Genomic DNA, 25,050 nt, shown 5'->3' with positions numbered 1-25,050 from the left:
TTGTAACAGGGCATGACTTTAGTCGTGCCGCAAAGCACCCAATAAAGATCTCGGGCTTTAGCCCCCGCCGGGATACAACTCGGCGCATTACACGTGGCCGGTAATGACCATGATGACAAGCAACGCGCCCGTAGCCGCCAGTCCCGCGTAGATGTATTTGAGGAACTTATCGCCAGAAAGGCGATGATTGATGGCCCTGCCCAGAAAGACGGCGGGAAGAGCGACAGGCAGCGACAGAAGATAGTCGTGCGTCACCACCGGAACCCACAAGCCACTCAGCCAGTAGCCCGCCATTCCAAGAATGCTGACCGGAAGAAAGTACGCCTGCAGCGTTGCGCGAAAGTGCTGCGCAGACCAGCGCCGCATCGATCCGTAGATCACCAGCGGCGGCCCATTCATGCCGTAGGCGCCGCCAAGCACACCCGCCACCAGCCCACAGCCCAGCAGCCAGACGCGCCGGTCGCTGTGCAACTCCGGCGGCTTGCGTCCAACCAGGGAGTACAGCGAGAACAACAGGATCAACACGCCCAGTCCGCACTTCACGATGCGCTGGTGACTGCTGCTCAACAGCCACACACCAAGTGGAATCCCCGCGGCGCTCGACGCGATCAGCCAGCCCGCGCTGCGCAGATGGATGCGGCGCCAGTCCTGCACAACCACGATGCCCGCGATGGTAATCGAGAGCAGCACTGCCAGCGGCGCCGCCACCCGCAACGGCATGCAGAACGACAGCAGAGGCACGGCAACAAGCGCCTCCCCGAACCCAAACGCCGACCGGATCAGAGTGGCAATGAAAACGATGAGTAAAACAAAGACCAGGGAAGTGTGAATAGGTTCAACTCCAGAGCGCGGGCGCAGTGGCTAAAGCTACTCCCGCCGGCCGCCGTTACCCCGCGGCACGCCCACCGGTTTCCGCAGCGGCACAATCGCACCCGTAGCCCCCGGTGCATTCTGCTGGAAGCGCGACAGCATCTCCGAGCGCACGTATTCCACGAAGCTCTGCATCTGCCGATTCATCTCCTCCATGCGCTCCCGCATCTGCAAAATGATCGCGATGCCGGCGATATTCACGCCCAGGTCGCGCGCCAGGTTGAGGATGAACTCCAGCCGCTCCAAATCCTCATCGGTGTAGAGCCGCGTGTTGCCCTCGGTGCGCGACGGCTTCAGCAGCCCCTCGCGCTCATACAGTCGCAGCGTCTGGGGATGAATCTCGTACATCTCGGCCACCGCCGAGATCATGTATGCACCCTTCGATTTGCGTTTCGCAGGCATCAGTTCACCACCAGAGTCGACTTCGCTTTCTAACCCTTATTCCGTAACTCCTAATCCCTGCCTCTACATCTTCTCGAACAACTGTTCCCGCGGATCCGCCGGATTCAGCTTCGCCAACTCCCGCATAATCTCGCGGCTACGCTCGTCGCCGAGTTGCGGCACCACCACCTGCACCGTCACAATCTGGTCGCCGCGTACGCCCGGACGCTGCGAGTTCTCCACGCCGCGCTCGCGCATACGCAGCTTCTGCCCGCTCTGCGTTCCCGGCGGAATCTTCAGGTGCGCGCGCCCATCAATGGTCGGCACTTCAACCTTCGCACCCAGGCTCGCCTCCGGAACCGTCACCGGCACCGTGATGTTGATGTCGTCGCCCGTTCGGCTGAACACCGGATGCGTCCCCACCCGCACAATCAGGAACAGGTCGCCCGGCGCACCCCCGTGCGTACCCGCATTGCCCTTTCCCTGCAGCCGGATGCGCTGCCCATCGCGCGTGCCCGCCTTGATGCGGAAGTCCACATTCTCCGTGCGATCGATCACGCCCTCACCGTGGCAAGTGGCGCAGTCGCTCGTCACGCGCCCCGATCCGCCGCAGCGCGGGCACTGAATATTGAACTTCATGCGGCCGCCCATCTGCGTCACCTGGCCCGACCCGTTGCACTCAGGACAAGTCGTCGGCCCGCCGGTGGTCGACTGCCCATGGCACGTGGGACACGTCTCCTGCCGATGCACCTGCAGCCGCGCCTGCCCCCCGCGAATCGCCGTCCAGAAGTCGACCGTCGCCTGGTACTCGAGATCGGTGCCCTGCTGCGGACCGCGCGCACGCTGTGGCTGCTGCTGCCCGCTGAAGATGCCGGAGAAGATGTCCTTGAAGCTCGACCAGCCTCCGCCCTGCTGTTGCTGGCCCGCGCCCCCCTGGAAGCCCGAAAAATCAAACCCGCCAAAGTCCACAGGCACACCGCCGCCGTGGCCGCCGTGAAACCCGCCCTGCTGGCGCGCATAGGCCTCGGCCTGCTCGGGGTTGATCTGATCGGAATAGAACCCGAGCTGGTCATAGACCTTGCGCTTCTTCTCGTCCGAGAGAATATCGTTGGCCTCGGAGATCTCCTTGAACTTCTCCTCGGCCTTCTTATCGCCCGGGTTCACGTCGGGATGATATTTGCGCGCAGCCTTGCGGAAGGCCTTGCGGATCTCCTCCTGCGTGGCCGTCTTCTTCACACCGAGCGTCGCGTAGTAATCCTTGTTCTGGGTCGTGGCCATTGTCTCTTGAACTCTTTACTTCAGCCTGTTCTTCAGGCGATCTGTCTGGCTTTCAATTCACCGGATTCCGTACGCGGCGCAGGAAAGATCTCGACCTCGATCCGCTTCTTCGACTCCCTGCTCGCAACCGCGAGATCGTATGCCATCTGCATCTTCATCCAAAAATCCGGCGTCGTTCCGAAATAGCGCGCCAGCCGTAGCGCCGTATCTGCCGTAATGCCTCTGCGTTCTCTCACAATCTCAGAGATGCGCGTAACCGGCACTCGCAAGGCAAGAGCCAAAGCATTGGCCGACAAACCCAGCGGCGTAAGAAAATCCTCACGCAGAAACTCCCCTGGATGAACCGGGATGCTGCGCTCGTCAGGCTTTCGGGGAATACTCATCTGCCAGTCTCCTCAGTGATAATCCACGATCTCAACATCCCAGGCGTCCTTGCCATCCCACCGGAAGCAAATTCGGAACTGCTCGTTGATTCGAATGCTCCATTGACCTTTCCGGTCGCCTTTCAGCCGTTCGAGCCGATTTCCCGGAGGGTTCTTCAAGTCCTCCATCGCACTCGCAAAGTCAAGCGCTTGCAGCCGACGCACCGCCGTTCGTGCGATGTTCTTCCATTGCCGGCTTTTTCCCGTTCGGAAGAGGGCCTCGGTTTCGGTATCCGCGAACGTCTGGATCATGTTTAGCGCTTATCGTAACACGGTAAACGCTAAACGGATGAGACGAGCGCCCGATCTAATCAAAACGGGGTGAACGACCAACGCCGCTCACCCCGCCTTTACTGCTCCAGCCGCCCCAAGGGCGGGGTTGGCCGCACCGCAGGTGCTACTTCTTCTCTTCCGCGTCCACGTACTCGGCGTCGATGATGCCTTCGTCCTTCTTCTGTTCGGCATGCGGCTCGCTCTGACCTTCGCCGCCTGGCGCCGCACCGGCCGCAGCCTGTGCAGAACCAGCCTTGTACATCGCCTCGGCCAGCTTGTGGCTGCTCTGCGTCAACTTCTCCAGCGCCGACTTCAGCTCCGCAGCCGGAGCATTCTCCGCCAGCACCTTCTTCGCGTCAGCGAGCGCCGTTTCCACGTCGCCCTTGTCGGAAGCCTGCACCTTGTCGCCCGACTCCTTCAGCATCTTCTCGATGTTGTAGACCATCGAGTCCAGCGAGTTGCGCGCTTCAATCTCTTCGCGCTTCTCCTTGTCCTCGGCGGCGTGCGACTCGGCTTCCTTCGCCATGCGCTCCACCTCTTCCTTGCTCAAACCCGAGCTGGAAGTAATCGTGATGCGCGTGTCCTTGCCCGTCGCGTTATCCTTCGCCGTCACGTTCAGAATGCCGTTTGCATCGATGTCGAAAGTGACTTCGATCTGCGGCACGCCGCGCGGCGCCGGAGGAATCCCTGCCAGCTTGAACTTGCCCAGCGTGCGGTTCTGTCCCGCCATCGGGCGCTCGCCCTGCAGCACGTGAACCTCAACCTCGGTCTGCGAATCGGCCGCCGTCGAGAACGTCTCCGTCTTCTTCGTCGGAATCGTCGTGTTGCGCGGAATCATCGGAGTCGCCACGCCGCCCAGCGTTTCAATCGCCAGCGTCAGCGGCGTCACGTCCAGCAGAAGCAGATCCTTCACTTCGCCGGCCAGCACGCCGGCCTGCACAGCCGCGCCCACGGCAACCACTTCGTCCGGGTTCACGCCACGATGAGGCTCCTTGCCGAACAGCGTCTTCACCATCTCCTGGATCTTGGGCATACGCGTCTGACCGCCGACGAGCACAACCTCGTCGATGTCGCTCGTCTTTACGCCCGCATCCGCCATCGCCTTCTTGCATGGCTCCAGCGACCGCTCCAGCAGGTCCTGCACCATCTGCTCCAGCTTCGCGCGCGTCAGCTTCCGCACCAGGTGCTTCGGCCCAGTCGCGTCCGCCGTGATAAACGGCAGATTGATCTCGGTCTCGACGGTCGTCGACAGCTCGATCTTGGCCTTTTCCGCGGCGTCCTTCAGACGCTGCAGCGCCATCTCGTTGCCCTTCGAGCTCAGGTCGAGTCCCTCTTCCTGCTTGAACTCGGCAATAAGCCAGTCCACAATCCGCTGGTCCAGGTTGTCGCCGCCCAGGTGCGTGTCGCCATTCGTCGACTTCACCTCGATGACGCCTTCGCCCACTTCCAGAATGGAAATATCGAAGGTGCCGCCGCCGAAGTCGTACACAGCGATCGTCTCGTCCTTCTTCTTGTCGAGCCCGTAGGCCAGCGCGGCCGCCGTCGGCTCGTTCACAATGCGCTTCACATCCAGTCCGGCGATCTTGCCGGCGTCCTTCGTAGCCTGGCGCTGCGCGTCGTTAAAGTAGGCCGGAACCGTGATCACAGCCTCGCTCACGCTCTCGCCCAGGTAGGCTTCCGCCGCCTTCTTCAACTTCTGCAGAATCATGGCCGACACTTCCGGCGGGGTGTACTCCTTGCCCTGCGCCACCACGGCCACGTGATCGCCCTGCTGCGTCACCTTGTAAGGGACCATCTTCATCTCGTCGTTCACTTCGTTGAAACGACGGCCCATGAAGCGCTTGATCGAGAAAACTGTGTTCTCGGGGTTGGTAATCGCCTGGCGCTTTGCCACCTGGCCAACCAGGCGCTCGCCAGACTTCGTGAAACCGACCACCGAGGGCGTCGTGCGCGAACCCTCCTCATTGGGGATAACTTTGGGCTCTCCGCCCTCCAGAACCGCCACGCACGAGTTGGTGGTTCCGAGATCGATTCCGATAATTTTTGCCATAGCTTGGCTCCCGCATCCTAAAAATACTGACAAAGATAAGATGCGGCATTGAGTGTATTAGTGTCAACTTTTATTGAGCACATGTATGTAAGTTGATGCAGAAAGGGGACGTCAACGAAAAAGGGCCGCCGCATCCTTCGCGGCGACCCTATCTCCCTTATTGCGGAGGATTCTGGTCCGGCTTCGGCTTCGGCTTATCCCTTTCCGGCGGAGCAGGATGGTTCCGATCCGGCTGCGTACCCGGCCGGGGCTCCGGCTGCTGCTGTCTCGGCGGCGGACCCTGAGGCCGCGCCTGCGGAGGCGGAGTCTGCGGTCGGCTTTCCGGCCGCGCCTGCGGAGGCGGACCGGGCCGCTCCCCTGGCATCGCCGGCCGTTGCTGCTGCGGCGTCGGCCGCTGTTCCGGACCCGGCCGCTGCGCCGGGGGCGGCGTCGTATGCTCAGTCGGCGGCAAGGTCCGCTGAGCCGGAGGCGCCGTCCTTTCCGCAGGAGGCGGCACCGGATGCTGCGCCGGAGGCTCCGGCGCCCGGTTCTGCGGCTCCGGCCGTGCCTGCGGCGGCGGCATTGGCCGTCCCGGCTGCGGATTCTGCGGCCGCGCCTCACCCGGCCGCTGCGGAGTCATGTCCGGGCGCTCAGGCCGCGATTGATCCTGCGGCGGTGTCGCCGGCCGCGCCGGAGGCTGTCCAGGTCGGGCTGCTGGAGGTTCGCCCGGCCGAGCAGCCGGAGGCTCACCCGGCACAGGCCGCTGCTGCGGAACAGTTCCCGGCCGATCCGGACGCGACGGCTCCTGCGTTCCCGGCCGGTTCGTCTGCGGCGGAATGGCTGGCCTTTGCCCAGGCTGCGCTCCTGGAGGCGGCGTCATCGGATGCGGCTGCTGATTCGGAGGCTGATTCCCCGGCCTGGCTCCCTGCTGCGGCACAGGCTGGTTCCCGGGCCTCGCTCCCTGCTGCGGAACAGGCTGATTCCCCGGTCTCGCCACGGGCTGATTTCCTTGCTGCGGATGATTCCCAGGCTCCGGCCGACCCTGCGGATTCTGCGGCTGGCCCTGCCCCGCCTGCGCCGGAGGATGAGCCTTCGCCGCCTGCTGTGCCGCCGGTGTCATCTTCGCGTTCGGCGGAGGAGCAATCACCTGCCGTCCCGGAATCGGCCGAGGCGCTGCTGCCGCCTGCCGCACCGGCGGAGCCTGAGGTTGCGCATGCGGCTTGGCCGCAACCGCCTGCCCCTTCGCATTAATCAGCACTGGAGCCGCCTTCACTGGAACCGGCTTCGCCGCCGGGCGCGTAATCATGGCTGCCCGCGTCGGCTGCACCACCGGCTTCGCTTCCACGCGTGCCTGCTGCATCTGTTGTGGCGTCACGCGAACCGCCGCCTGCCGCACCGGCCGCCCCCCGGCAAACGCTTCGCGCGGAACTGCCGTAGCACCCATCGTGCGGTTGACATACGTCACATTCGTTACGTTCACGTTGGTGATATTCACATAGGTCTTCTGCACCACTACCCGCGGCGCAGGCTGAATATTCGTGATGTTCACCCGATCCACATACCGCGGGCTGCACCGGTACCACGGCCGATACGCCTCGCCCGGTCCCAGCGGGAACCATGCCGCGAGATCGCCGCCTCCGCCCTGCATTCCGCCCGCAAACACCACCAGCGCCGGAGACCACACCGGATGCTCTTCACGCGGCCCAGGAATCCATCCCCAGCGATTGTGGTAGTTCACCCAGCGCCCGTAGTGGAACGGCGCATAGCCCCACTGCTCATCTTCCACCCACGTCCAGCCCCACGGCTCGCGGTTGATCCAGTGCCCGTTGCGATAAGGCGCCCAGTCCTGATCCACGTTCGGGAACCAAACATTCCCATACTCCGTCCCCGACTGCCACTGACCCGCCCGATCCAGCTCATATCCGCCCGGCATGCCCGGACTCATGTACTGATACGACTGCGCCCGCGCCACCTGCTGATCGCGCGATCGGCTCCACTGGTCCAGGTCATCCATGCCTGCCGGCTGCAGCCACTGCGGATACACCGGGTTCGTGCCTGCCATCTCAAACGACTGCCCGGCCTGCACCGTCGCACCCACGCCATCCGCGCCCGCCACATCCACGCTTCCATTGAACGGCGTGAACACCGCCGACAATTGCTGATCCTGCGACTGGTCCTGTCCCTGCCCGCCGTACACGTCCGCCCTGAAGTCCGTGGGCTGATACACCGTGGCCGTTCCGCTGGGGGTCTGAACCTGCAGTTGTTGGTTCTGCCACAACCCATACGCGTGCACATTCAGCGATCCCGAGCCCATTCCTATGGTGATCGCCTGATTGGTCGCGTCCACCAGCGTCACATCGGTATTTGGCCCGACGCGCAGGTAGGTCTGCCCCACCTGGATCTCGGCGCGGCTCCCCGCGTCTGTGTAAATGCGATCGCCCGGCCCTAGCGGAAGGTTGGCATAAGCCTGGCCCCAGTCCTGTGCGCCCGCGGGCTGCACGCTCACATTGCCGTTAATAGCCGAAAGCCGCCCGGCCTCCGGCGGTGGATCCTGATCATTCTGCCCGTAGTCCTGAGCGAACGCTACGGCCGATCCCAGCAGCAGGATCGCCGGCAGTGCCCAGCCGGTGCGAAGTTTCCTGCTTAAAGAAGTGGGAACAACGTCCATGGGGAAGTCCTTTCTTCTCGGGTAAACGGCTTTTTCGAATCTTTGTTTCGCCGTCCACGCAATCAGGCCACCCGAGGGCGGCCTGAAATGCTAAGAATCAATTCTTCTCCAGATGGTGATCCGGACACTCAGAATTGGAGTGCGCTCAAGTAATATATCGCCCCGCTTGCCGCATAACCTGCAAGGCTAACCCACTGCAGCAAAAGTAAATAGTCCACGTTTGCCCACCGGACCCTACATCTGTCTGTACTGGCTGTTCTGAATCGCGATCGTCAGTTGTTTGCTGACTCCGTTAATCGTCTCCGTGGACACATGGCTCAACCCGCTGGGCTCCGACGCAAAATCCACCGTGACATTCACCGCGTCTTTGGGGTCGCTGAGATAGCTGGCAATCGCGAGGCTCACAATGCCCTTGCGCGCCGTGTCGAACAAAATCGTCATGCTATCGCCTTGCTTCACGTAGTTGGAGATCACCAGGCGGTATTGGCCCTCCGTGCCGGCTGCCGGCCCAGCCGCAATATTCCCCTTCTGTGCCGCCTGCTCCAGCATCTCCTTCTCAGGAGGCACGTACTGCTGGATCAGGCTCTTGATCTGATCCGCGTAGTCCTCGTATTCCTCCTTCTTTTTGTCGACGACGTGTTCCTTCACCCGTTGCCCTCTGCGGCCGCCACCTGCATCGCTGCTGGCGGCGGGCTGGGCCGGCAGGTCCATCGACTGCTTCTGCGGCTTGCCGTCGGGTCCAAGACGCACCTGGAAGTGCTGCAGTTTTTTCTGCTCGCCCTTCAGGCTGATGCTCACCTGCTCCACCCAGGTGTATTGGGCGAGAGCCTGCTTGTTCGCCGCAGCGGCCTGTTTGACCTCGGCGATCTTCTGCTGCATTTCGGGATTCTGAGCCACGACGATCCCTGCGCCAGTGACCAGCAGCCAGACAGGGATCAGGCAACGACTTACAAAACGACTCATGCACGTCTCCTTGACTGGGCCCTTTTGCTGCGAAGCAGCTAAGCTTTGGGCGGGTAATCCTTGAGCAGCTTCTCCATCGCCTTGTCCAGGTTCTTCTGGTTCTTGTCCTGTTTGGAACTCGCATCGAGGGTCTTCGTCGCGGTGCCGGTCCAGACCAGTTGCTTGGTTCCCGGGTCATACATATCGAGAACCAGCGTTCCCACACTGATCGTGGAGCTCGTGGCGTTCGCCATTCCGCCCCACCGGAGCCCTCCACCCATTCCGTACGCGTTCCACTGCTTCTCCTGGTCAACCGCGATCTGGTACCCGACAAACAGATCGGCAGTGTCGCCGCTCGCCTTCGTCAGGCCCTTCGCAGCCATTTGCGCATCCACCGACTGCTTGATCTGGGCATCCACGATCTGGTCGGGGTGCGATGCGCCCTCAATGGCGACCCATTTGTAGGTGTGATATTTCGAGAAGTCGGTGCCAGGCATGGAGTTGGTCTTTACGTCCTGCGCAATTCCCATCACGCTCATTGAGAGAACCAGCCCTGCGACCGCCAAAAATGTGCGTCTCATCCTTTGCATAGCCAAAACCCTCCTATTCAGGCCTGAGGCCTGATCGTTCCTTGCGAGTGCCAAAGCCGGGGTGAGATCCCTGCAACCCTGAACCTGCCGCCCGCCCCTCGTCCACTGGGAGTTCTGCCAGCCACTCGGATCTGCGAAGAACAGGGGAGCTACCCACCCACATCGTCAACTCAAAAACAAAGAGCACGGCTCATGCCGTGCTCCATGCCGTGCTCCAGATCGAGGGAGGCTTTTAGCTGGCTCGGAGGCTCCTATCCTCAGCGTTACTGCAGCGACCGCAGGTACGCCACAATCGCCCACCGATGCGCCTGCGGCAAACTCGACCACGACGGCATTCCGTGCCGTAGATCGCCCTGCCGCAAAAACCACTCGAGATCCCCGTCCGTGGCACTTCGCACCGCCGGCGTCCGCAGCGAAGGCTTCTTCTTGCCATCTCCCTGCGCATCCGCCTGGTGGCACTCCGCACAGTGGTCTTTGTAGAGCGCCGCTCCCGCGCTGACCGCCTCGGGCTTCCCCGCCAGCGGATTCGCCCGCGCATGATCCTTCGCCGGAACTCCGGCGAAATGAGCCTCTTGCGCCCCCGCGCCCATCAGGCCCCCGGCCAGCACGATCATCAGCACCATCCCGCGCCTCATCGCACCGTTCCCTTGCCGCGACCGCGGAACAACGAGCCGATCTGCGGCATCTCGTACGCGAACCCAACGCGGTACACCCGGTCCATGCTCGTCCCCGTCAGTCCGAATCCCGGCGAAAAGCTCAGCCGCATCCGAGCGGGCATGTCCCAGCCCACCAGCGGCGCAATGTAGTGCGAAGTGTTACTCAGCGAAAGGTCCCACGTATCGCCCAACCCGCCGTACGCCTCCACCCCGGCCCTCAGCTTCTCCAGGCAGAACGTGCACTGCCGCAGGCTCAGCGCCGTCTTCAGCGGCCGGCTCGCACCCACCGCATACCCGAACTCCCACGGCTCATGCGCAAAGTTCTTCTCGGCGATGAAATTCTCTGAGATATTCCAGTCGCGGAAGTTCGACGAGAGAATCAGCTTCAGCTCACCCTCGTGCTCCACTTCCTCCCGGGCCACGCCGTTGTGCTCGGCGAGATCTTCCTGTCCGTCGTGCCCCACCACTTCCAGCAGAGTCTTGTCAGCCCCGTTAATGTTCTCGAACTCCACATACAGCACCGGATTGATCCAGTGCTCCTTCATCAGCGGCCGGAACCGGTTCTCCCAGCGGAACCCAGTCGGAATCGTCGACTCGTTCGCGGTGGTCTGCCCATCGAGATAAACCTCCGTGGTCCACCACGCCCGTGCGCCGTACTCGAACTCCGTGGCCAGCGCCCCAAAGCGGTTCGCGCCATCAGGCCGCCCCAGCGTAGTCTTGGTTTCGATCTCGAGGTTTCCCGGCTCCTCCAGATCGTGCGAGTAGGTAACAAAGTAAGGCTTCTCCTGTGCGCCTGCAAAGGCACCCAGACCAGCCACCAGGAGAGCGGCGCATGCGCCACGACGGATGAAATTGGCGAGAGAAATACGGTACAAAATCGAGCTCCTTACATATGCGACTCTTTTAGTCGCATTTATGGTCTAAACGAAGACTAAATTAGTCCGAGTTTCAATGCAATGCCGTCCGTCACACAATGTGAGCCAGCTCACACTGCGCTCCGCCGTCCCCGCCTCGGCACCCTCTATGTGAAAGAAGTAAGCTGGGTAGTTCCACCCGCCATGACCACCTCGGCCCTTCAACCCGACCAGCCCCTCGGCCGCACCATCGTTTCCCCCGCCCTGCAGCGCTACCCGCTCACCCAGGGTGTAAACCCCTGGCTGGTCACCGTCTCGGTCATGCTCCCCACCTTCATGGAGGTGCTCGACACCGCCATCGCCTCCGTCGCCCTCCCCTACATCGCCGGCAGCCTCTCCGCCTCCAACTCCGAAGCCACCTGGGTCCTCACCAGCTACCTCGTCGCCAACGCCGTCATCCTCCCGGCGTCCAACTGGTTCGCCCGCCGCTTCGGACGCAAGAACTTCCTGCTCTTCTGCGTCGTGGTCTTCACCATCGCTAGCTTCTTCTGCGGAGCGGCCCCGTCCCTCGCCGTCATCCTGCTGGCGCGCGTGCTTCAGGGCGCAGGCGGCGGAGCCCTCCAGCCCCTCTCGCAGTCCATCCTGCTTGAAAGCTTCCCCCTCGAGAAGCGCTCCCAGGCGATGGCGGCCTACGGCCTCGGCATCGTCGTCGCGCCGGTGCTGGGCCCCACCCTCGGCGGCTGGCTTACCGACACCTTCAGTTGGCGCTACGCCTTCTACATCAACATCCCCGTCGGCATCCTCGCCGTCATCATGATCAGCCGCTTCATCCACGACCCGCCCTACATCAAGAACGCCAAGGTCGGCCCCTTCGACAACATCGGCTTCGGCCTGCTCATGGTCTGGACCGGCTGCCTCCAGATCGTCCTCGACAAAGGCCAGGAAGACGACTGGTTTGGCGCAGTGTGGGTACGCTGGGCCGTCGCCGCGCTCATCTTCTCCTTCATCGGATGGGTCTGGCGATCGTGGTTCCACCATCGCGGCCTCGTCGACCTGCACATCCTCAAAGACCGCAACTTCCGCACCGGCTGCTTCCTCATTGCGCTGCTGGGCATGTGCATCTACATCACCATCGCCATCCTGCCGCTCTACTACCAGGAGATCCTCGGCTACACCGCCTTCTCCGCCGGACTCGTCGTCGGCCCCCGCGGCGTCGGCTCCTTCATCGGATCGCCCATCATCGGCTTCCTCGGCTCGCGCATCGACCCCCGCAAGCTGCTCAGCGTCGGCTTCATCGGATTCGGCATCTGCTCTCTGATCTTCGGAACCGTGAATCTCAGCATCGGACCCACCACGCTCCTGTGGCCCATCGTGCTTACGGGCTTCGCGCTCAGTTTCGTATTCGTGCCGCTGGCCACGATGACCACCTCCACCGTCCCGCGCGAGGAGATGGGCAACGCCACCGGCCTGTTCAACATGCTCCGCAACATCGGCGGATCCATCGGGATCGCCATGGCCTCCACCGCGCTCATCCGCCGCGCCGCCTTCTACCAGACCGAGATCGGCGCGCACCTCTCGCCGTCCGATCCCGCCCTCCAGCACCGCGCCACCATGATCGGCGGCTATCTCTCCCACCAGCTCGGCCGCGGAGCCGCCCGCCCCGGCGCCTTCGGCCTCATGTACGGTGAGCTCATGCAGCAGTCCGCCCTCCGCGCCTACGTCGACATCTTCCGCTGGACCGCCCTGCTCGCCTTCTTCTGCGCCGGCGCCGTCTGGCTATTCAAGAAACCCGCCAAGCACCTAGCCCCACCCCCCGGCGCGCACTAGATCCGACCGCAGCCTCTTTAACGCCCGAACGACGCATTTTCCCGCCCATCCGATTTCGCGAGCGAATATTCGATGGCCGCCAAAATCCTGCTGGCTTGCGGCAAACTGCGAAGAGTGGTGCTTCGTATCAGGGGCTGCCTTCAGGCAGCCCAATCGCTGCTCCTGGTTGACTTGGGCTTTAGCCCCCGAGGGATGGTACAGATAGCCGAAGCGACGCACCGAGAATGCTCCAGCCGTCAATTTTTCTAATTCCACACGAAAGCAACCTGCTAGCAATATTGCAGCTTCCTACCCACACGAACGCCGGGCCGGCCAGTTTGCCGGCTGGATGTTCAGAACGACCGCAACAACTCGGTAAACTCAATCGCCCCGGAGCGCAGAGCATCGCCTCCGGGGCCGTCGTAACCGTAGTAGCTGTACCCGGGCGAGAGGAGGAGGGTTTTCGCGATTTCCCCTCCCTGCCGGCGGCGAAAGAGAATCGCAATGGCAGCCGCCAGACTCTCGCCCACTACCTCCCGCATCCGCTCATCCGCACATCCGTCTTGCCATCCAGCGAAAAACACGCCGCCCCATTCACATCCGTAACCGCCGTGCGCACATGCGCCGCCTGCAATTCCTCCAGCACCTCTTGTCGCGGATGCCCATACCGATTCCGCAGCCCGCACGAGATCACCGCCCACCGCGGACTGACCCGCCCCAGAAACTCCGGCTTCGACGACGACGTGCTCCCATGATGTCCCACCTTCAGCAGCGTGCTCTCCAATCCAGCCTCCTCCAGCATCCCGCGCTCCACTGGCGCCTCCGCGTCCCCCTCCAGCAGCACTGAGCTCGCCCCATACGCCACGCGCAGCACCAACGAGTCGTTATTCGACGGCTCTTTGCCGGGCGCGTAATCCGGCAGCGGCGCCATCACGCGCACCTGCGCCGCACCCAGCGTCATCGCATCCCCCTCTCGCAGCGACCGCACACGCGTGTGCTGCGCGGCAGCCTCGCTCACCAGCGCCTCATACGGCGCGACTGGCGGATTGTTCCCCACCCACAGCTCATCGGGATGGAAATTGCGGAGCACCGCCGGCAATCCGCCCATGTGATCGGAGTGCGCGTGGCTCAGCGCCACCGCGTCCAGGTGCCGAATCCCCCGCGCCCACAGCGCCGGCGACACCACCTCCTCGCCAATGTCGAACTCCGGTGCGCTCATCCGCGGCCCTCCGCCGAAGCCGCCGCCATCCACCAGCAGCGTCTTCCCATCCGGCGTCACAATCAGCAGCGAATCCCCCTGCCCCACATCAATCGCCTCCACCAGCAGCGCATCGCGCGGATGTTCAATCGCCCGCGGCGCGACCGCCACGACAGCCGCTGCAATCAGCGCAGCCCACGCCGACCGCCTCAGACCTCTCCGCTGCAACCGAGCCAGCAGAATCGCCATCGCCAGCAGCGCGCAGAACCCCGCAACCTGAACCGCAACCGGCGCAGGCATGCGCAGATCACCCCATGCTTTCGACCCGAACAACCGCACCAGCCCCACGCCGATATGCAGCAGAGCCGCCGTAACCGCACCCGGCACCGCGGCCATCGCCGGCGAAATCAACGCGACCAGCAGCGTCACCAGTGCCGCCGGCATCAGCACCAGCAGCAGCGGCAGAATGAATAGATTCACCGGCAGCGCAAACAGCGTCACGCGATGGAAATACACCACCATCGGCAGCGTCATCGCCAGTTCCACCACCAGCGTCACCACCAGCGCTTCCACGCAGCTCAACACAAACCGCACGCTCCACGGAAGCGCCCTCGCCCCAACCCATCGCGACCCCGTTGCCCGCCGCATCCGCGCCGCAATCATCCGCATCGTCACGCGGAACTCCGCCACGCGCGGCGCAAGCTTCACATCCATCGCAACTGTCCGCAGATCGCGCGTCGCATTTTTATAAGGCTCAACACTGTTCTTCAGCAGCGGCACCGCAATCCCCGCGATCGTCACCACTGCCAGCAGCGTCATCTGGAAACTCGCCTCAAACAAGCTCCGCGGACTTGCCACCAGCAGGCAAAGCACTGCGAATCCAATCGTGTTCAGCGGGCTGCGCTCGCGGTAAATCAATCGCCCCACCAGGTAAAGCGACACCATCCACAACGACCGCTGCACCGGCGTCGCGAAACCCGTAAACAGCGCATACCCGAATGACACCGCAATCGTAAGGAGCGTCGCCGGCGCGCGCGGAATGCGCAGCCTCCGCGCAATCCACGCAATGAATCCGGCCACAATCGCCAGGTGCAGCCCACTCACCACCAGCATGTGGAAGGAGCCCGTTCGCTCAAAGCCAACGCGCAATCCGTGACTCAGAAATGTGCGATCCCCCGTCACCATCGCCGCCAGCATGATCGCGTCTTCCTGCGAAATCCGCAGCGGCCCCGGCCAGCCTCGCATCGCCGCAGGCAGCGCCAGCAGCCGCGCCGCGGCCGCATGCTGCGCGTTGCTCAGCAGGCAGGGCCAGAAAGGAAGCCCGGTCCGCCGTTGCGCAACACCCAGCCGCTCCACGCGCTCCGCCTTCACCGTCGCCGTCGAAGTCACGCCCTGGCCCAGCAGATACGCCGCGCGATCCCACGCCCCTGGATCGCGATACCTCTGCGGCGGCAGCAGCCGCCCCGCCGCGCGAATCCGCTCCCCGCACCCAATCGTGAACGGCGTCTGCCCCTCTGCCCATCGAATCGTCAGCCGCACCGTTCCATTCACCGTCGTCAGGCGGTCTGAGGCATCATCCACCACTTCAATCGACGCAAGCCTCACATCCACGCGCTGCGAAGGCAGCTCCGCACCAGATTCATTGACATCCGGCTCCAGCTCGCCGCGCACTGGGCCCGCGCTCGTCACCGTGCCTTCAACCGTGCGCAACAACCCGTCGCTCAGCCCATGCAGTGGCTCAGCCGGCGCAGGATGCGGCTCCATCTCCGCGCACCACGCGCCCAGCAGCACCCACAGCAACGCCATCGGAATCCACGTCATGCGCGGCGCGCGCAGCGCTGCCGCCGCACACGCCGCCGTAAGAAGGATCAACGAAATCAGCAGCGTTCCCGGCTGCATCCACACCGCAGCCGTCAGCGCAATCCCTGCGGCAAACAACCACGCTGCATGAAACAGCGGAACGCCCGCCACGCCGCCAACCGCGGCCTCGGCAAAGGTCCCGTTCCTGACTGAGCCCTGTTCCATCTACATCTGCGATTGAAGGGGAACTATAGCAGGAAATCAGCCTTGCCGCAGTGCCGGGCCCCGCAGTACCGCAATCGTCTCCAGATGAAACGTCTGCGGAAACAAATCCGTCATCGTCACTCGCTCCAGCGCATACCCACCCGCAATCAGCGCGCGTAAATCCCGCGCCAGCGTCGCCGGATCGCACGACACATACACCAGCGCCGGCGCGCCCACTGCGTTGAGCAGCGTGTTGATCTCCTCGCCCAGCCCGGTCCGCGGCGGATCAACCACAATCAAATCCGGCCGCACGCCTCGCGCGTTCTCGCGCAGAAAATCCAGCGTCGACGCCGCCACAGCCTCACCTGTCGTCCCCGCCAGATTCGCCTTCAGCGCCTCGGTCGACATCGGCGCAGACTCCACCGCCACCACCTTGTCGAACCCATTCGCAAGCTGCCGCGCAAACAGCCCCACACCGGCGAACAAATCCCACGCCAGCATGCCCTGCTGCCCGGCAGTCACGCGCTCCACCATCCCATCAATCAGCCACCGGTTCACCTGGAAGAACGCGCCGTGATCCACGCGATAATCCTGCGCCCCCACCCGATACGTCAGCGAGCCCGAGCCCCATCGCGCCATCGTTCGCGGCGGATGCCCCGGCCTTCCTCCCGTCGCCAGTTCCGCGCCCGCAAGCTCTACAACACGCTCCCGCAACGTCGCCGCAATCGGCTCCAGCTTGAGCTGCGCCCCTTCCTTCACAAAGAAAGTCGCCAGCAGCTCCCGCTCCTCCGCGTTGCAGAACAGCAGCACCTCGTGCGGCCGCAGGTTCGCCGGCACGCGCGCCAGAACCTCGCCCGCACCCATCGCCGCCCGCACCAGCAGAGGAGCGCTGATCGGGCACTCGGCGATAGCGATCAAATCATGCGACCGCCGCGACCGGTACCCCGGCCGTCCCTCCGCATCAAACCCCACGCGAATGCGATTGCGATACTCCCAAGGCTCCGCGGCCAGCACACCTATCTCATCCGGCGCAGTCACGCCCGCGCGTTCCAGCGTCTCGCGCAGAATCTCCTTCTTGAACGCAATCTGATTCTCGTACCCGGTGTGTTGATAATTGCATCCGCCGCACGGCCCAAAATGCGGGCACCGCGCCTTGATCCGCTCCGGCGCCGCCGCAATCAACTGCTCCACCTCGGCCTTCGCGTATCCGCGCTTGTCCTTGTCCTCCGTGATGCGCACCCGCGCCTGTTCGCCCGGCAGCGTCATGGGAACAAACACGGCCTTCCCCTCCACGCGCGCAAGAAAGCTCCCGCCATACACAGGCTTCTCTATCGTCACCACCTCCACCTCGGATGTCCTCGCGGGTGCCCCCGGTCCCTCGCCCTTGGGGACCGGGGTGCGAAGCTTCCGTTGCGACTTCCTCTCCTGGCGTCCCTTCATTCCTGGCTCATATAAAACAAACTCAGTCGCGGAAGGTTATAGTGCGCCAGCAACTGCTTCTGCACAAACTGGTGCTCCACCTGCCGCAGTTGCACCGCGCCCATACGGCTGCGATACGGCGCCAGTTCGCGCGCCGCATGCTCCTTCAGCCCCACCAGCAAATCCTCCGGAGCAGCCGTCGTCAACGCCGCAAACAGCTTCTCTTCCAGCACCGTGAGATTGCGTTCCAGCGCCTCGGTCTCCAGCGGCTTCTTCGCATCGGCTGCCCTCACCTCGCCGGCAATCTCGCGCAGCCGCGCCGCCGTCGCCGCGCACACACCCGTCGCGACAGTGGCCCCATCCAGCGCCGCAGCCGCCGCATCGAGATGCGCCGCCACCCGCTCGTGCTCGAAACCCGTCTCGTCCGTGCCGGTGTACTTCGTTTCGGTCGACGCACCCGCCGCCGCTTCGCGCATCTCTTCCGCGGTTTCCATCACCGCCTGAGCGCACCACGCCAGCCCGTTGATCTTCCGCTTGTGCCCCTTGTGCTGCCGCGCCTCATACTTATCGAACGCCGCATCGATCCCGCGCAGCACCGCCTCCAGCGGCAGCCCCGCATCGCGCCACATCTCAATCAGCGCCCAGTCCAGCGTCGACAACAGCAGCAGCGACCCGCGCCTCTGCTGAAAGCGCTCCTCGATCTCCGTAAAGTAATTGAAATAATTCTGCACAGCGCGCCTCAGTGCGCGCGCGCCCGCGGCCGCGCCGCGCGATTCCGCTCAAACAGAATCCGCAATCCATCCAGCGTCAGCATATCGTCAATCTGCGCAATATACCGCGAGTCCGCGCTGATCTGCCGCGCCAGGCCACCCGTCGAGATCACGCGCACATCCGTTCCAATCTCCTTGATCATGCGCTCCAGAATCCCATCCACCAGCCCGATATACCCGTAGTACAACCCGCTCTGCAGATGCGTAACGGTGTTCGTCCCAATCACCTTCTGCGGCCGCTTGATGTCCACGCGCCCCAGCCGCGCCGCGCGCGCAAACAAAGCATCCGCGCTGATCCCCAGCCCCGGCGAAATCGCGCCGCCCAGGTACTCGCCCTTCGCACTGATCACATCGAACGTCGTCGCCGTCCCGAAATCCACCACGATGCACGGCCCGCCGTAGCGCTCATACGCGGCAATCGCATTCACCAACCGGTCCGCGCCCAGCTCCGCGGGATTATCCACCAGCACCGGCATCCCCGTCTTGATGCCTGGCTCCACAAAAATCGGTTGCAGATGGAAATACTTCTCGCACACCCGCCGCAGCGTGCTCTCCACCGGCGGCACCACACTCGAGATGATGATGTGGTGCACCTGGTCCACTGCCAGCCCGTGCATGTTGAACAAATTCACAAACAGCACGCCGTACTCATCCGAAGTCTGCGTGCGATGCGTCGTCACGCGCCAGTGCGCCACAAGCTCGCGCTCGCCCTCAGACTGCGAAGCAGACGAAGCCCCCGGCGCGCGCACAGGAACATCCAGCCGGTAAAGCCCCAGCACAGTATTCGTATTTCCAACGTCAAGCGCGAGTAGCATCGCTTCGATTGTAAATTGGCGGAATCCTCATCCGTTGCGCGTGGCAGCCACTCTGATCCCGCCCGTCTGCACCTGCACCACACCTGTCGCGGTCCTCACAATCAGAAACCCATGCTCATCCAGCCCATCAGTCACGCCCGTACACTCCTGCGGCCCATGCACCTCGACCTCTTTGCCCTTCACCCAGGTCGAAGCCCTCGCCACGCGTTCCGGAATTCCGCGCACCGCCGCAGCGTCCAGTAGCCCGCGCGCCTCGCGCTCCAGCGCCTCCAACAAGGCAATCAGCAGCGGCTGCCGATCGATCCACCGTCCCGACTCCAGATCCAGCGAAGTCCCCGGTGTCGCCAGGTCCGCCGCAAAACTCTGCTGATGCACATTGATCCCGATCCCCACCACCGCAAAGCCTGCCTGCGACTCGACCAGAATCCCGCCAGCTTTGCGCTCTCCAATCAGCAGATCGTTCGGCCATCGCAAATCAACACTCAACCCGCTCGCCGCCCTCACCGCATCGGCCGCAGCAAGCCCCGCCGCCAGCGGCAGCAGCGGCATATCCGCCGGAGCAATTGGGAGCCGCAGCAGCACGCTTACATAAAGCCCCTGCGCCACAGCCGAGTGCCACGCGTGATCGCCGCGCCCGCGCCCCGCCGTCTGCTCATCGGCAAACCAGACCGACCCATGCGGCGCGCCATTCCGCGCAGCCGTCATGGCATCGCTGTTCGTCGAACCTGTTGATGGTAGATAGTGCAGCTTGCCCGCGAAGACCGTGCCCGCCAGCGCTGACTCGAGAGAAACCAGCTCGTACACGCGCCGCTACTCCGCCGCGATGCTCATCGAAATATCCACTGCGCGCGCCGAGTGCGTCAGTGCACCCACGCTGATGAAGTCCACACCCGTCTCCGCATACTCGCGAATATTCTCGAGCACAATCCCGCCCGAGGCCTCCGTGGGAATCCAGCGCGTCTCCTGCTTGATGCGAACCACGGAGTCCTTCACCTCGCGCGGCGTCATGTTATCCAGCAGAACGGCCTCCGCACCGCCCTCCAGCGCCTCTTCCAGGTCATGCGCGCTGCGAACCTCCACCTGCACCCGCTGCCCCGCCTTGCGCCGCTCCAGCGCATGTTCCAGCGCCGTCCGCAATCCACCGCCCAGCGAGATGTGGTTGTTCTTGATCAATATCCCGCTCGCCAGGTCCAGCCGGTGATTCGTCCCGCCGCCGCACAGCACCGCATACTTCTCCAGCGCCCGCAGCCCCGGCACGGTCTTCCGCGTATCCAGCACCCGCGCATGCGTGCCCTGAATCGCGTCCACATACCGCCGCGTATTGGTCGCAATCCCGCTCAGATGCTGCATCAGGTTAAGAATCACCCTCTCGCAGCTCAGCAGCACGCGCGCATTATGCCGGATCACCGCCAGCACCTGCCCCTTCTTCGCGCGCACGCCGTCAAAAATCTCCGGGTGGCTCACCACCTCGAACCGCGTCTGCGCCTGCGCCCGCTTATCCAGTCGCGCAAAAATCTCAAAGAAGCGCGACACCGCGCCCAAGCCTGAAACCACCAGGTCCTCGCGCGCAAGTATCGATGCCGCGGCGCGCAGATCGGGGTCGATGGTCACGTTAGTCGTGCTATCGCTGGCCGCCTGGTCTTCCACCAGTGCCTGCTCCAGCAATGCGTCAATGCGTTGGCTCTTCCAATCCATAGGCGGTGTTCAGTTCTCAGTTGCCGTTGCTTTTCTTTCTGTCATTCCCTAAGGGAATCTGCTGTTCCATCCAAACATCCCGCGCATCCAAAAGACTCTGTCATTCTGAGCGCAGCGAAGAACCCGCTGTTTGATCACTCATCAGAGCACCTCACCCAAAACGCTGTCATCCAGAGCGAAGCGAAGGATCTGCGGTTGCTCTTGCACTTGCATTTCTTTCTGTCATTCCCGAAGGGAATCTGCTGTTCCAATCACTCCGGCGGCAAATTCCTCAACGCCTCCCGCGCCTTCTCCAGCAACAGCCGCGTCTCCGCCTCCTGCTTCTTCAAACCTTCCACAATATGCGCCGGCGCCTTCGACATGAATCCTTCATTCCTCAGCTTCCCCTCGGCCGCCGCCACGCCTTTTTCATACTTCGCAATATCCCTTGTCAAGCGTTCCCGCTCAGCCGCCACATCAATGGTGCGCTCGTAAACAACGCCCACATCAAAGTTCGCCGTGTGATGCTTCGACAACCCTGCCGTAACCGCATGCACAAACCGGATCTCGCTCACCCGTGCCAGCTTCTCCACAATCGCCGCATTCTTCTCCGCCGCCCTGTGCGTCAGCGCGTCGGCGCGCAGCTCAATCGCGGCTGCCGCCTTCTCCTCCACGCCGATCTCCTTGCGCAGCGCGCGCACTTCAACAATCAGGCTCTGCAGCAGCGCCATCTGCTCTTCCGCATCGCTGTCCGCGCCCGCCGGTGCCGCCTGTGGAAACCGCGTCAACGCAATCGACTTCGCCGGCGGCGCGCCGTCATACACCGCATGCCACAGCTCTTCCGTCAGGAACGGCATGAAAGGCGACAGCAGCCGCAGCGCCGCCTCAAACACTGTCACCAGCGTCGTCAGTGCTTCCTTTGTCGCGAACTTATGGGCCGTCTCGCTGAAGTCCAGCCGCAGCTTCACAATCTCCAGGTACCAGTCGCAGAAGCTGCCCCAGAAGAACTGGTAGATCGTGCTCGCAGCCTCGTCAAACCGATAATCCTCGAGCGCCTCATTCACCTTCGCCGCAGTCGCATGCAACTCCGAGACAATCCACCGCGCTTCGAGCGGCGCATCCGGCGCTTCCACTGGCATGATGCCGAACCCCGACCGGTCGACGTGAATGCCCATCTCCGCGGCCCGATCCACATTCATAAAAATGAACCGCGCCGCGTTCCATATCTTGTTGGCAAACGCGCGATACCCTTCCGTCCGCGCCACATTGAACGCGATATCCGTCCCCGGCGACGCCATGCTCGCCAGCGTGAACCGCACCGCATCCGTGCCGTACTGGCTCACAATCTCAATCGGATCGATCACGTTCCCCTTGGTCTTCGACATCTTCTCGCGGTTCGCATCGCGCACCAGGGCATGGATGTAAACCTCGCGGAACGGCACCGTCTCCGCAGCCGGCCGCGGCGAGCCATCCGCCATCGGAACGTCGCTCGAGAACCAGCACCCCAGCATGATCATCCGCGCCACCCAGAAGAACAGAATGTCGAATCCTGTCACCAGCAGCGAAGTGGGATAGAACGTGTCGAAGTCGGCCCTCGTCTCCGCCATGATATTTGGCCACCCGAACACGCTCACCGGCAGCAGCCCCGACGAGAACCACGTATCCAGCACATCGGTTTCCTGCGTAATCTCCGCCGATCCGCAATGCCCGCACTTATCCGGATCCACCCGCGCCACCGTGATCTTGTGGCACGTCGCACAATGCCATGCCGGAATCCGATGCCCCCACCACAACTGCCGCGAGATGCACCAGTCGTGGATGTTCTCCATCCAGTTCAGGTACGTCTTCTCATACATCTCCGGCACAAACCGAATGGCCTTGTTCCCGTTCGCATCGGGCTTCACCGCCGCAATCGCCTTATCAGCCAGCGGCTGAATCTTGATGAACCATTGCGTCGAAAGCCGCGGCTCTACAACCGTCTTGCAGCGATCGCAGTGCCCCACGTTGTGCACGTGATCCTTCACGCCTGCCAGCAGCCCCTGCGCTTCCAGGTCCTCCACAATCTTCTTACGCGCGGCATAGCGATCGAGGCCGGCATAAGCGCCGCCGTTCTCGTTGATGCGCGCCTCCGCGTCCATCACGTTGATCGACGGCAGATTGTGCCGCTCGCCAATAGCAAAGTCATTCGGATCGTGCGCCGGAGTCACCTTCACCGCGCCCGTCCCAAAGTCGCGGCTCACATAGTCATCCAGCACAATCGGAATCTCGCGGTCCATTAACGGCAGCCGCAGCTTCCGTCCGTGCAGATGCTTGTAGCGCTCATCCTCGGGATGAATCGCCACCGCCACATCGCCCAGCATCGTCTCCGGCCGCGTCGTTGCAATCGTCAGATACTCGCCCGTCTCGCGCCCATCATCGCCATGCACCGGGTAGCGAATCTCCCACAGGTGTCCCTTGTGCTCGTCGTAGACAACCTCGAGATCGCTGATCGCCGTCTGGCACCGCGGGCACCAGTTCACGATGTACGCCCCGCGATAGATGAGCCCCTGCTCCCACAGCTTGACGAACGCCTCGCGCACCGCCACGCTCAGCCGCTCGTCCATCGTGAAGTACTCGCGGCTCCAGTCGACCGACGCCCCGAGCCTCTTCATCTGCTCCAGGATCGCCCCGCCGTAGTGCCGCCTCCACTCCCACACGCGCTCCACAAACTTCTCGCGTCCCAGCGCCTGCCGCGACGACCCCTCCGACGTCAGTTGTCTTTCGACCATCATCTGCGTGGCAATGCCCGCATGATCCGTCCCCGGAAGCCACAGCGCACGCCGGCCGCTCATCCTCCGCCAGCGCGTCAGGATATCCATCTCCGTCTGGTTGAGCATGTGGCCCATGTGCAGCCGCCCCGTCACATTCGGCGGCGGCAGCAAAATCGAGAATTGGGATTCGCGCGCCTCCTCCACATCGCCTGCCTCGGGCGTCGGCTGCGCAAACAGGTTCTCCCGGACCCAGTATTCGGCCCAGTGGTCTTCAATGGCAGTGGGATCGTAAGCTTTCGGAAGGTCGTGGGGCATGGGGCTCGATCGCGTGCCCCCGTGTCTCTGCGCGCTGTTCCTCGTGCAAGGGGACAACCTCTAACTTTATCAGTTCCCCCATATCTCCTTCAGCACCCGAACCCAGTTGCCGCCCAGCACCAGCCCGATCTGCTCATCGGTATACCCCCGCCGCACCAGCGCCGCGCACAGCTCCCACATGCGGTTCGGACCCTCAAGGCCCTGCACAATCTCGTGCGTCCCATGCACGCGATAGCGCTTATCCGCCTTGGTCAGCATCCCCTTCAGCTTCGCCGGATCGCCTAGGTCGTTGCTCTCAATGCCGGCATCCGACCCCACCCCCACATGCTCGATACCCACCAAGTCCCGCACATGGTCGAAGTGGTCCACCACGTCGTCAATCCGCACCGGCTCCGTGCCCTTCACCATGAACGCAATATCGGTAATCCCCATCACGCCGCCCTTGGCCGCCAGCTTCTTGATCGCCTCATCCGTCGTCGCTCGCCGCCCCTCCGGAATCAGAGCCCGGCAATTCCCATGCGACAAAATCACCGGCGCCTTCGAAATCTCCAGCGCGTCCAGCTTCGTCTTGTCGCTCGCATGCCCCAGGTCCACCGCCATCCGCACCGTGTTCATGCGCTCAATCACCTTGCCGCCGAACTCGCTCACGCCCGCATCCACCGGCTCAAACGCCCCATCCGCCACCAGCGACCGGAAGTTATAGCTCAGTTGCGAAACCCGCAGCCCCAGCCCATGGCACTTGTTCACATCGTCCAGCGTCTCGAACTGCGCGCTGCTCTGCAGCCCATACAGAATCCCGAACTTCCCCTGCTCCCTCGCCCTGGCGATATCCGCGGCTGAGTCAATCCGCATCAGCCATTGCGGATACATCGCAATAAAGTTGTTCCACTTCGAGAACAGCGTCTGCGCGTCCGCAAAGCTATCCGCCCCATCCCCGAAGCTAATGGCATTTACGCCCGATCCCTTGAACCGCTCGAAATCCGTCTGCTTGAACGCACCCGCCTCGGTCAGCCAGCGCTCTTCCAGGTCCTTCTGGTCCAGCCTGTACAAAAATTGGTTCAGCATGTCGACCACCGTCGACTCCCGCATCAGCCGCACCACGCGCTCCGGATACTCCGGCGCAGGCGCCGCAAACACGCGATAGCGTCCCCGCAGAACAAACGGCCCCGCCGCGGCAGCCCCCACCGCCCCCAAACCAATCCGCGCAGCCGATCCCAGAAATCTCCGTCTCGAAACAGGTTGCAAAGCCGCCTCCCCCCACGTCCTCAGAAGACAACCCACAACCTTAGCAGGTCAGATCATCGCCACCACCTTGCGCTCAGCCAAAACTCTGTCA

Annotated in this window: 21 protein-coding genes; 1 reads left to right on the top strand and 20 read right to left on the bottom strand. The window is 63.2% G+C overall.

Annotated features, from left to right (window positions below; genetic code table 11):
• Window positions 1-87 precede the first annotated feature (87 nt).
• The 11 genes from MOP44_RS12570 to MOP44_RS12520 all read right to left on the bottom strand — a co-directional run bounded on the left by MOP44_RS12570 (window position 88) and on the right by MOP44_RS12520 (window position 10,984).
• Window positions 88-801: a sulfite exporter TauE/SafE family protein gene (locus MOP44_RS12570; RefSeq protein WP_260796643.1), complete on the bottom strand. Its 714-nt coding sequence runs from the start codon at window positions 799-801 to the stop codon at window positions 88-90.
• Between the two features lie 66 nt (window positions 802-867).
• Window positions 868-1,272: a MerR family transcriptional regulator gene (locus MOP44_RS12565; RefSeq protein WP_260796382.1), complete on the bottom strand. Its 405-nt coding sequence runs from the start codon at window positions 1,270-1,272 to the stop codon at window positions 868-870.
• Between the two features lie 63 nt (window positions 1,273-1,335).
• Window positions 1,336-2,529: a DnaJ C-terminal domain-containing protein gene (locus MOP44_RS12560; RefSeq protein WP_260796381.1), complete on the bottom strand. Its 1,194-nt coding sequence runs from the start codon at window positions 2,527-2,529 to the stop codon at window positions 1,336-1,338.
• Window positions 2,530-2,561: 32 nt separating this feature from the next.
• Window positions 2,562-2,912, bottom strand: a complete 351-nt coding sequence (locus tag MOP44_RS12555; RefSeq protein WP_260796380.1) for a HigA family addiction module antitoxin — start codon at window positions 2,910-2,912, stop codon at window positions 2,562-2,564.
• A gap of 12 nt (window positions 2,913-2,924) precedes the next feature.
• Window positions 2,925-3,203 carry a type II toxin-antitoxin system RelE/ParE family toxin gene (locus tag MOP44_RS12550; RefSeq protein WP_260796379.1) on the bottom strand — a complete coding sequence of 93 codons (279 nt, stop codon included), beginning with the start codon at window positions 3,201-3,203 and terminating at the stop codon, window positions 2,925-2,927.
• Window positions 3,204-3,348: 145 nt separating this feature from the next.
• Complete coding sequence (gene dnaK / locus MOP44_RS12545; protein WP_260796378.1) at window positions 3,349-5,274, bottom strand: molecular chaperone DnaK; 1,926 nt, start codon at window positions 5,272-5,274, stop codon at window positions 3,349-3,351.
• Between the two features lie 157 nt (window positions 5,275-5,431).
• The gene (locus MOP44_RS12540) at window positions 5,432-7,921 is read right to left on the bottom strand and encodes a DUF6600 domain-containing protein (RefSeq protein ID WP_260796377.1); all 2,490 of its coding nucleotides are present in this window, start codon (window positions 7,919-7,921) and stop codon (window positions 5,432-5,434) included.
• A 234-nt stretch (window positions 7,922-8,155) separates the two neighbouring features.
• A complete protein-coding gene (locus MOP44_RS12535; protein ID WP_260796376.1) occupies window positions 8,156-8,884 on the bottom strand; it encodes a hypothetical protein in 729 nt (242 codons plus the stop codon).
• Window positions 8,885-8,922: 38 nt separating this feature from the next.
• Window positions 8,923-9,453, bottom strand: coding sequence for a DUF4136 domain-containing protein (locus MOP44_RS12530; protein ID WP_260796375.1), 531 nt, complete (start codon window positions 9,451-9,453; stop codon window positions 8,923-8,925).
• Between the two features lie 263 nt (window positions 9,454-9,716).
• The gene (locus tag MOP44_RS12525; protein WP_260796374.1) at window positions 9,717-10,076 is read right to left on the bottom strand and encodes a c-type cytochrome; all 360 of its coding nucleotides are present in this window, start codon (window positions 10,074-10,076) and stop codon (window positions 9,717-9,719) included.
• A gap of 8 nt (window positions 10,077-10,084) precedes the next feature.
• Window positions 10,085-10,984 carry a hypothetical protein gene (locus tag MOP44_RS12520; protein WP_260796373.1) on the bottom strand — a complete coding sequence of 300 codons (900 nt, stop codon included), beginning with the start codon at window positions 10,982-10,984 and terminating at the stop codon, window positions 10,085-10,087.
• Between the two features lie 81 nt (window positions 10,985-11,065).
• On the opposite strand from MOP44_RS12520, the gene MOP44_RS12515 reads away from it, so the two are divergent.
• Window positions 11,066-12,790, top strand: a complete 1,725-nt coding sequence (locus MOP44_RS12515; RefSeq protein ID WP_260796372.1) for a DHA2 family efflux MFS transporter permease subunit — start codon at window positions 11,066-11,068, stop codon at window positions 12,788-12,790.
• A 332-nt stretch (window positions 12,791-13,122) separates the two neighbouring features.
• On the opposite strand, the gene MOP44_RS12510 is transcribed toward MOP44_RS12515, so the two are convergent.
• The 9 genes from MOP44_RS12510 to MOP44_RS12470 form a co-directional block, all read right to left on the bottom strand.
• Window positions 13,123-13,299: a hypothetical protein gene (locus tag MOP44_RS12510; protein WP_260796371.1), complete on the bottom strand. Its 177-nt coding sequence runs from the start codon at window positions 13,297-13,299 to the stop codon at window positions 13,123-13,125.
• Window positions 13,299-15,992 (bottom strand): ComEC/Rec2 family competence protein, encoded by a 2,694-nt coding sequence (locus MOP44_RS12505; RefSeq protein WP_260796370.1) that lies wholly within the window; start codon window positions 15,990-15,992, stop codon window positions 13,299-13,301. The genes MOP44_RS12510 and MOP44_RS12505 overlap by 1 nt, the downstream gene beginning before the upstream one ends.
• A gap of 36 nt (window positions 15,993-16,028) precedes the next feature.
• Window positions 16,029-17,411, bottom strand: coding sequence for a class I SAM-dependent RNA methyltransferase (locus MOP44_RS12500; protein ID WP_260796369.1), 1,383 nt, complete (start codon window positions 17,409-17,411; stop codon window positions 16,029-16,031).
• On the bottom strand, window positions 17,408-18,121 hold the full coding sequence (locus tag MOP44_RS12495) for a hypothetical protein (RefSeq protein WP_260796368.1): 714 nt from the start codon (window positions 18,119-18,121) through the stop codon (window positions 17,408-17,410). The genes MOP44_RS12500 and MOP44_RS12495 overlap by 4 nt, the downstream gene beginning before the upstream one ends.
• Window positions 18,122-18,129: 8 nt before the next feature.
• Window positions 18,130-18,975: a type III pantothenate kinase gene (locus MOP44_RS12490; protein ID WP_260796367.1), complete on the bottom strand. Its 846-nt coding sequence runs from the start codon at window positions 18,973-18,975 to the stop codon at window positions 18,130-18,132.
• Between the two features lie 27 nt (window positions 18,976-19,002).
• Complete coding sequence (locus MOP44_RS12485) at window positions 19,003-19,779, bottom strand: biotin--[acetyl-CoA-carboxylase] ligase (protein ID WP_260796366.1); 777 nt, start codon at window positions 19,777-19,779, stop codon at window positions 19,003-19,005.
• 6 nt (window positions 19,780-19,785) lie between these two features.
• Window positions 19,786-20,670, bottom strand: coding sequence for a carboxylating nicotinate-nucleotide diphosphorylase (gene nadC, locus MOP44_RS12480; protein WP_260796365.1), 885 nt, complete (start codon window positions 20,668-20,670; stop codon window positions 19,786-19,788).
• 251 nt (window positions 20,671-20,921) lie between these two features.
• A complete protein-coding gene (locus MOP44_RS12475) occupies window positions 20,922-23,714 on the bottom strand; it encodes a valine--tRNA ligase (RefSeq protein WP_260796364.1) in 2,793 nt (930 codons plus the stop codon).
• 69 nt (window positions 23,715-23,783) lie between these two features.
• Entirely contained in the window at window positions 23,784-24,959 is a 1,176-nt protein-coding gene (locus MOP44_RS12470) for a dipeptidase (protein ID WP_260796363.1), read from the bottom strand.
• Between the last annotated feature and the right edge of the window lie 91 nt (window positions 24,960-25,050).

The sequence above is a fragment of the Occallatibacter riparius genome (assembly GCF_025264625.1).
In the GTDB taxonomy this organism is placed as follows: Bacteria; Acidobacteriota; Terriglobia; order Terriglobales; family Acidobacteriaceae; genus Telmatobacter; species Telmatobacter riparius.
The sequence above is the reverse complement of the archived record's forward strand: the minus strand, read 5'-3'. Positions and strand labels throughout refer to the sequence as shown.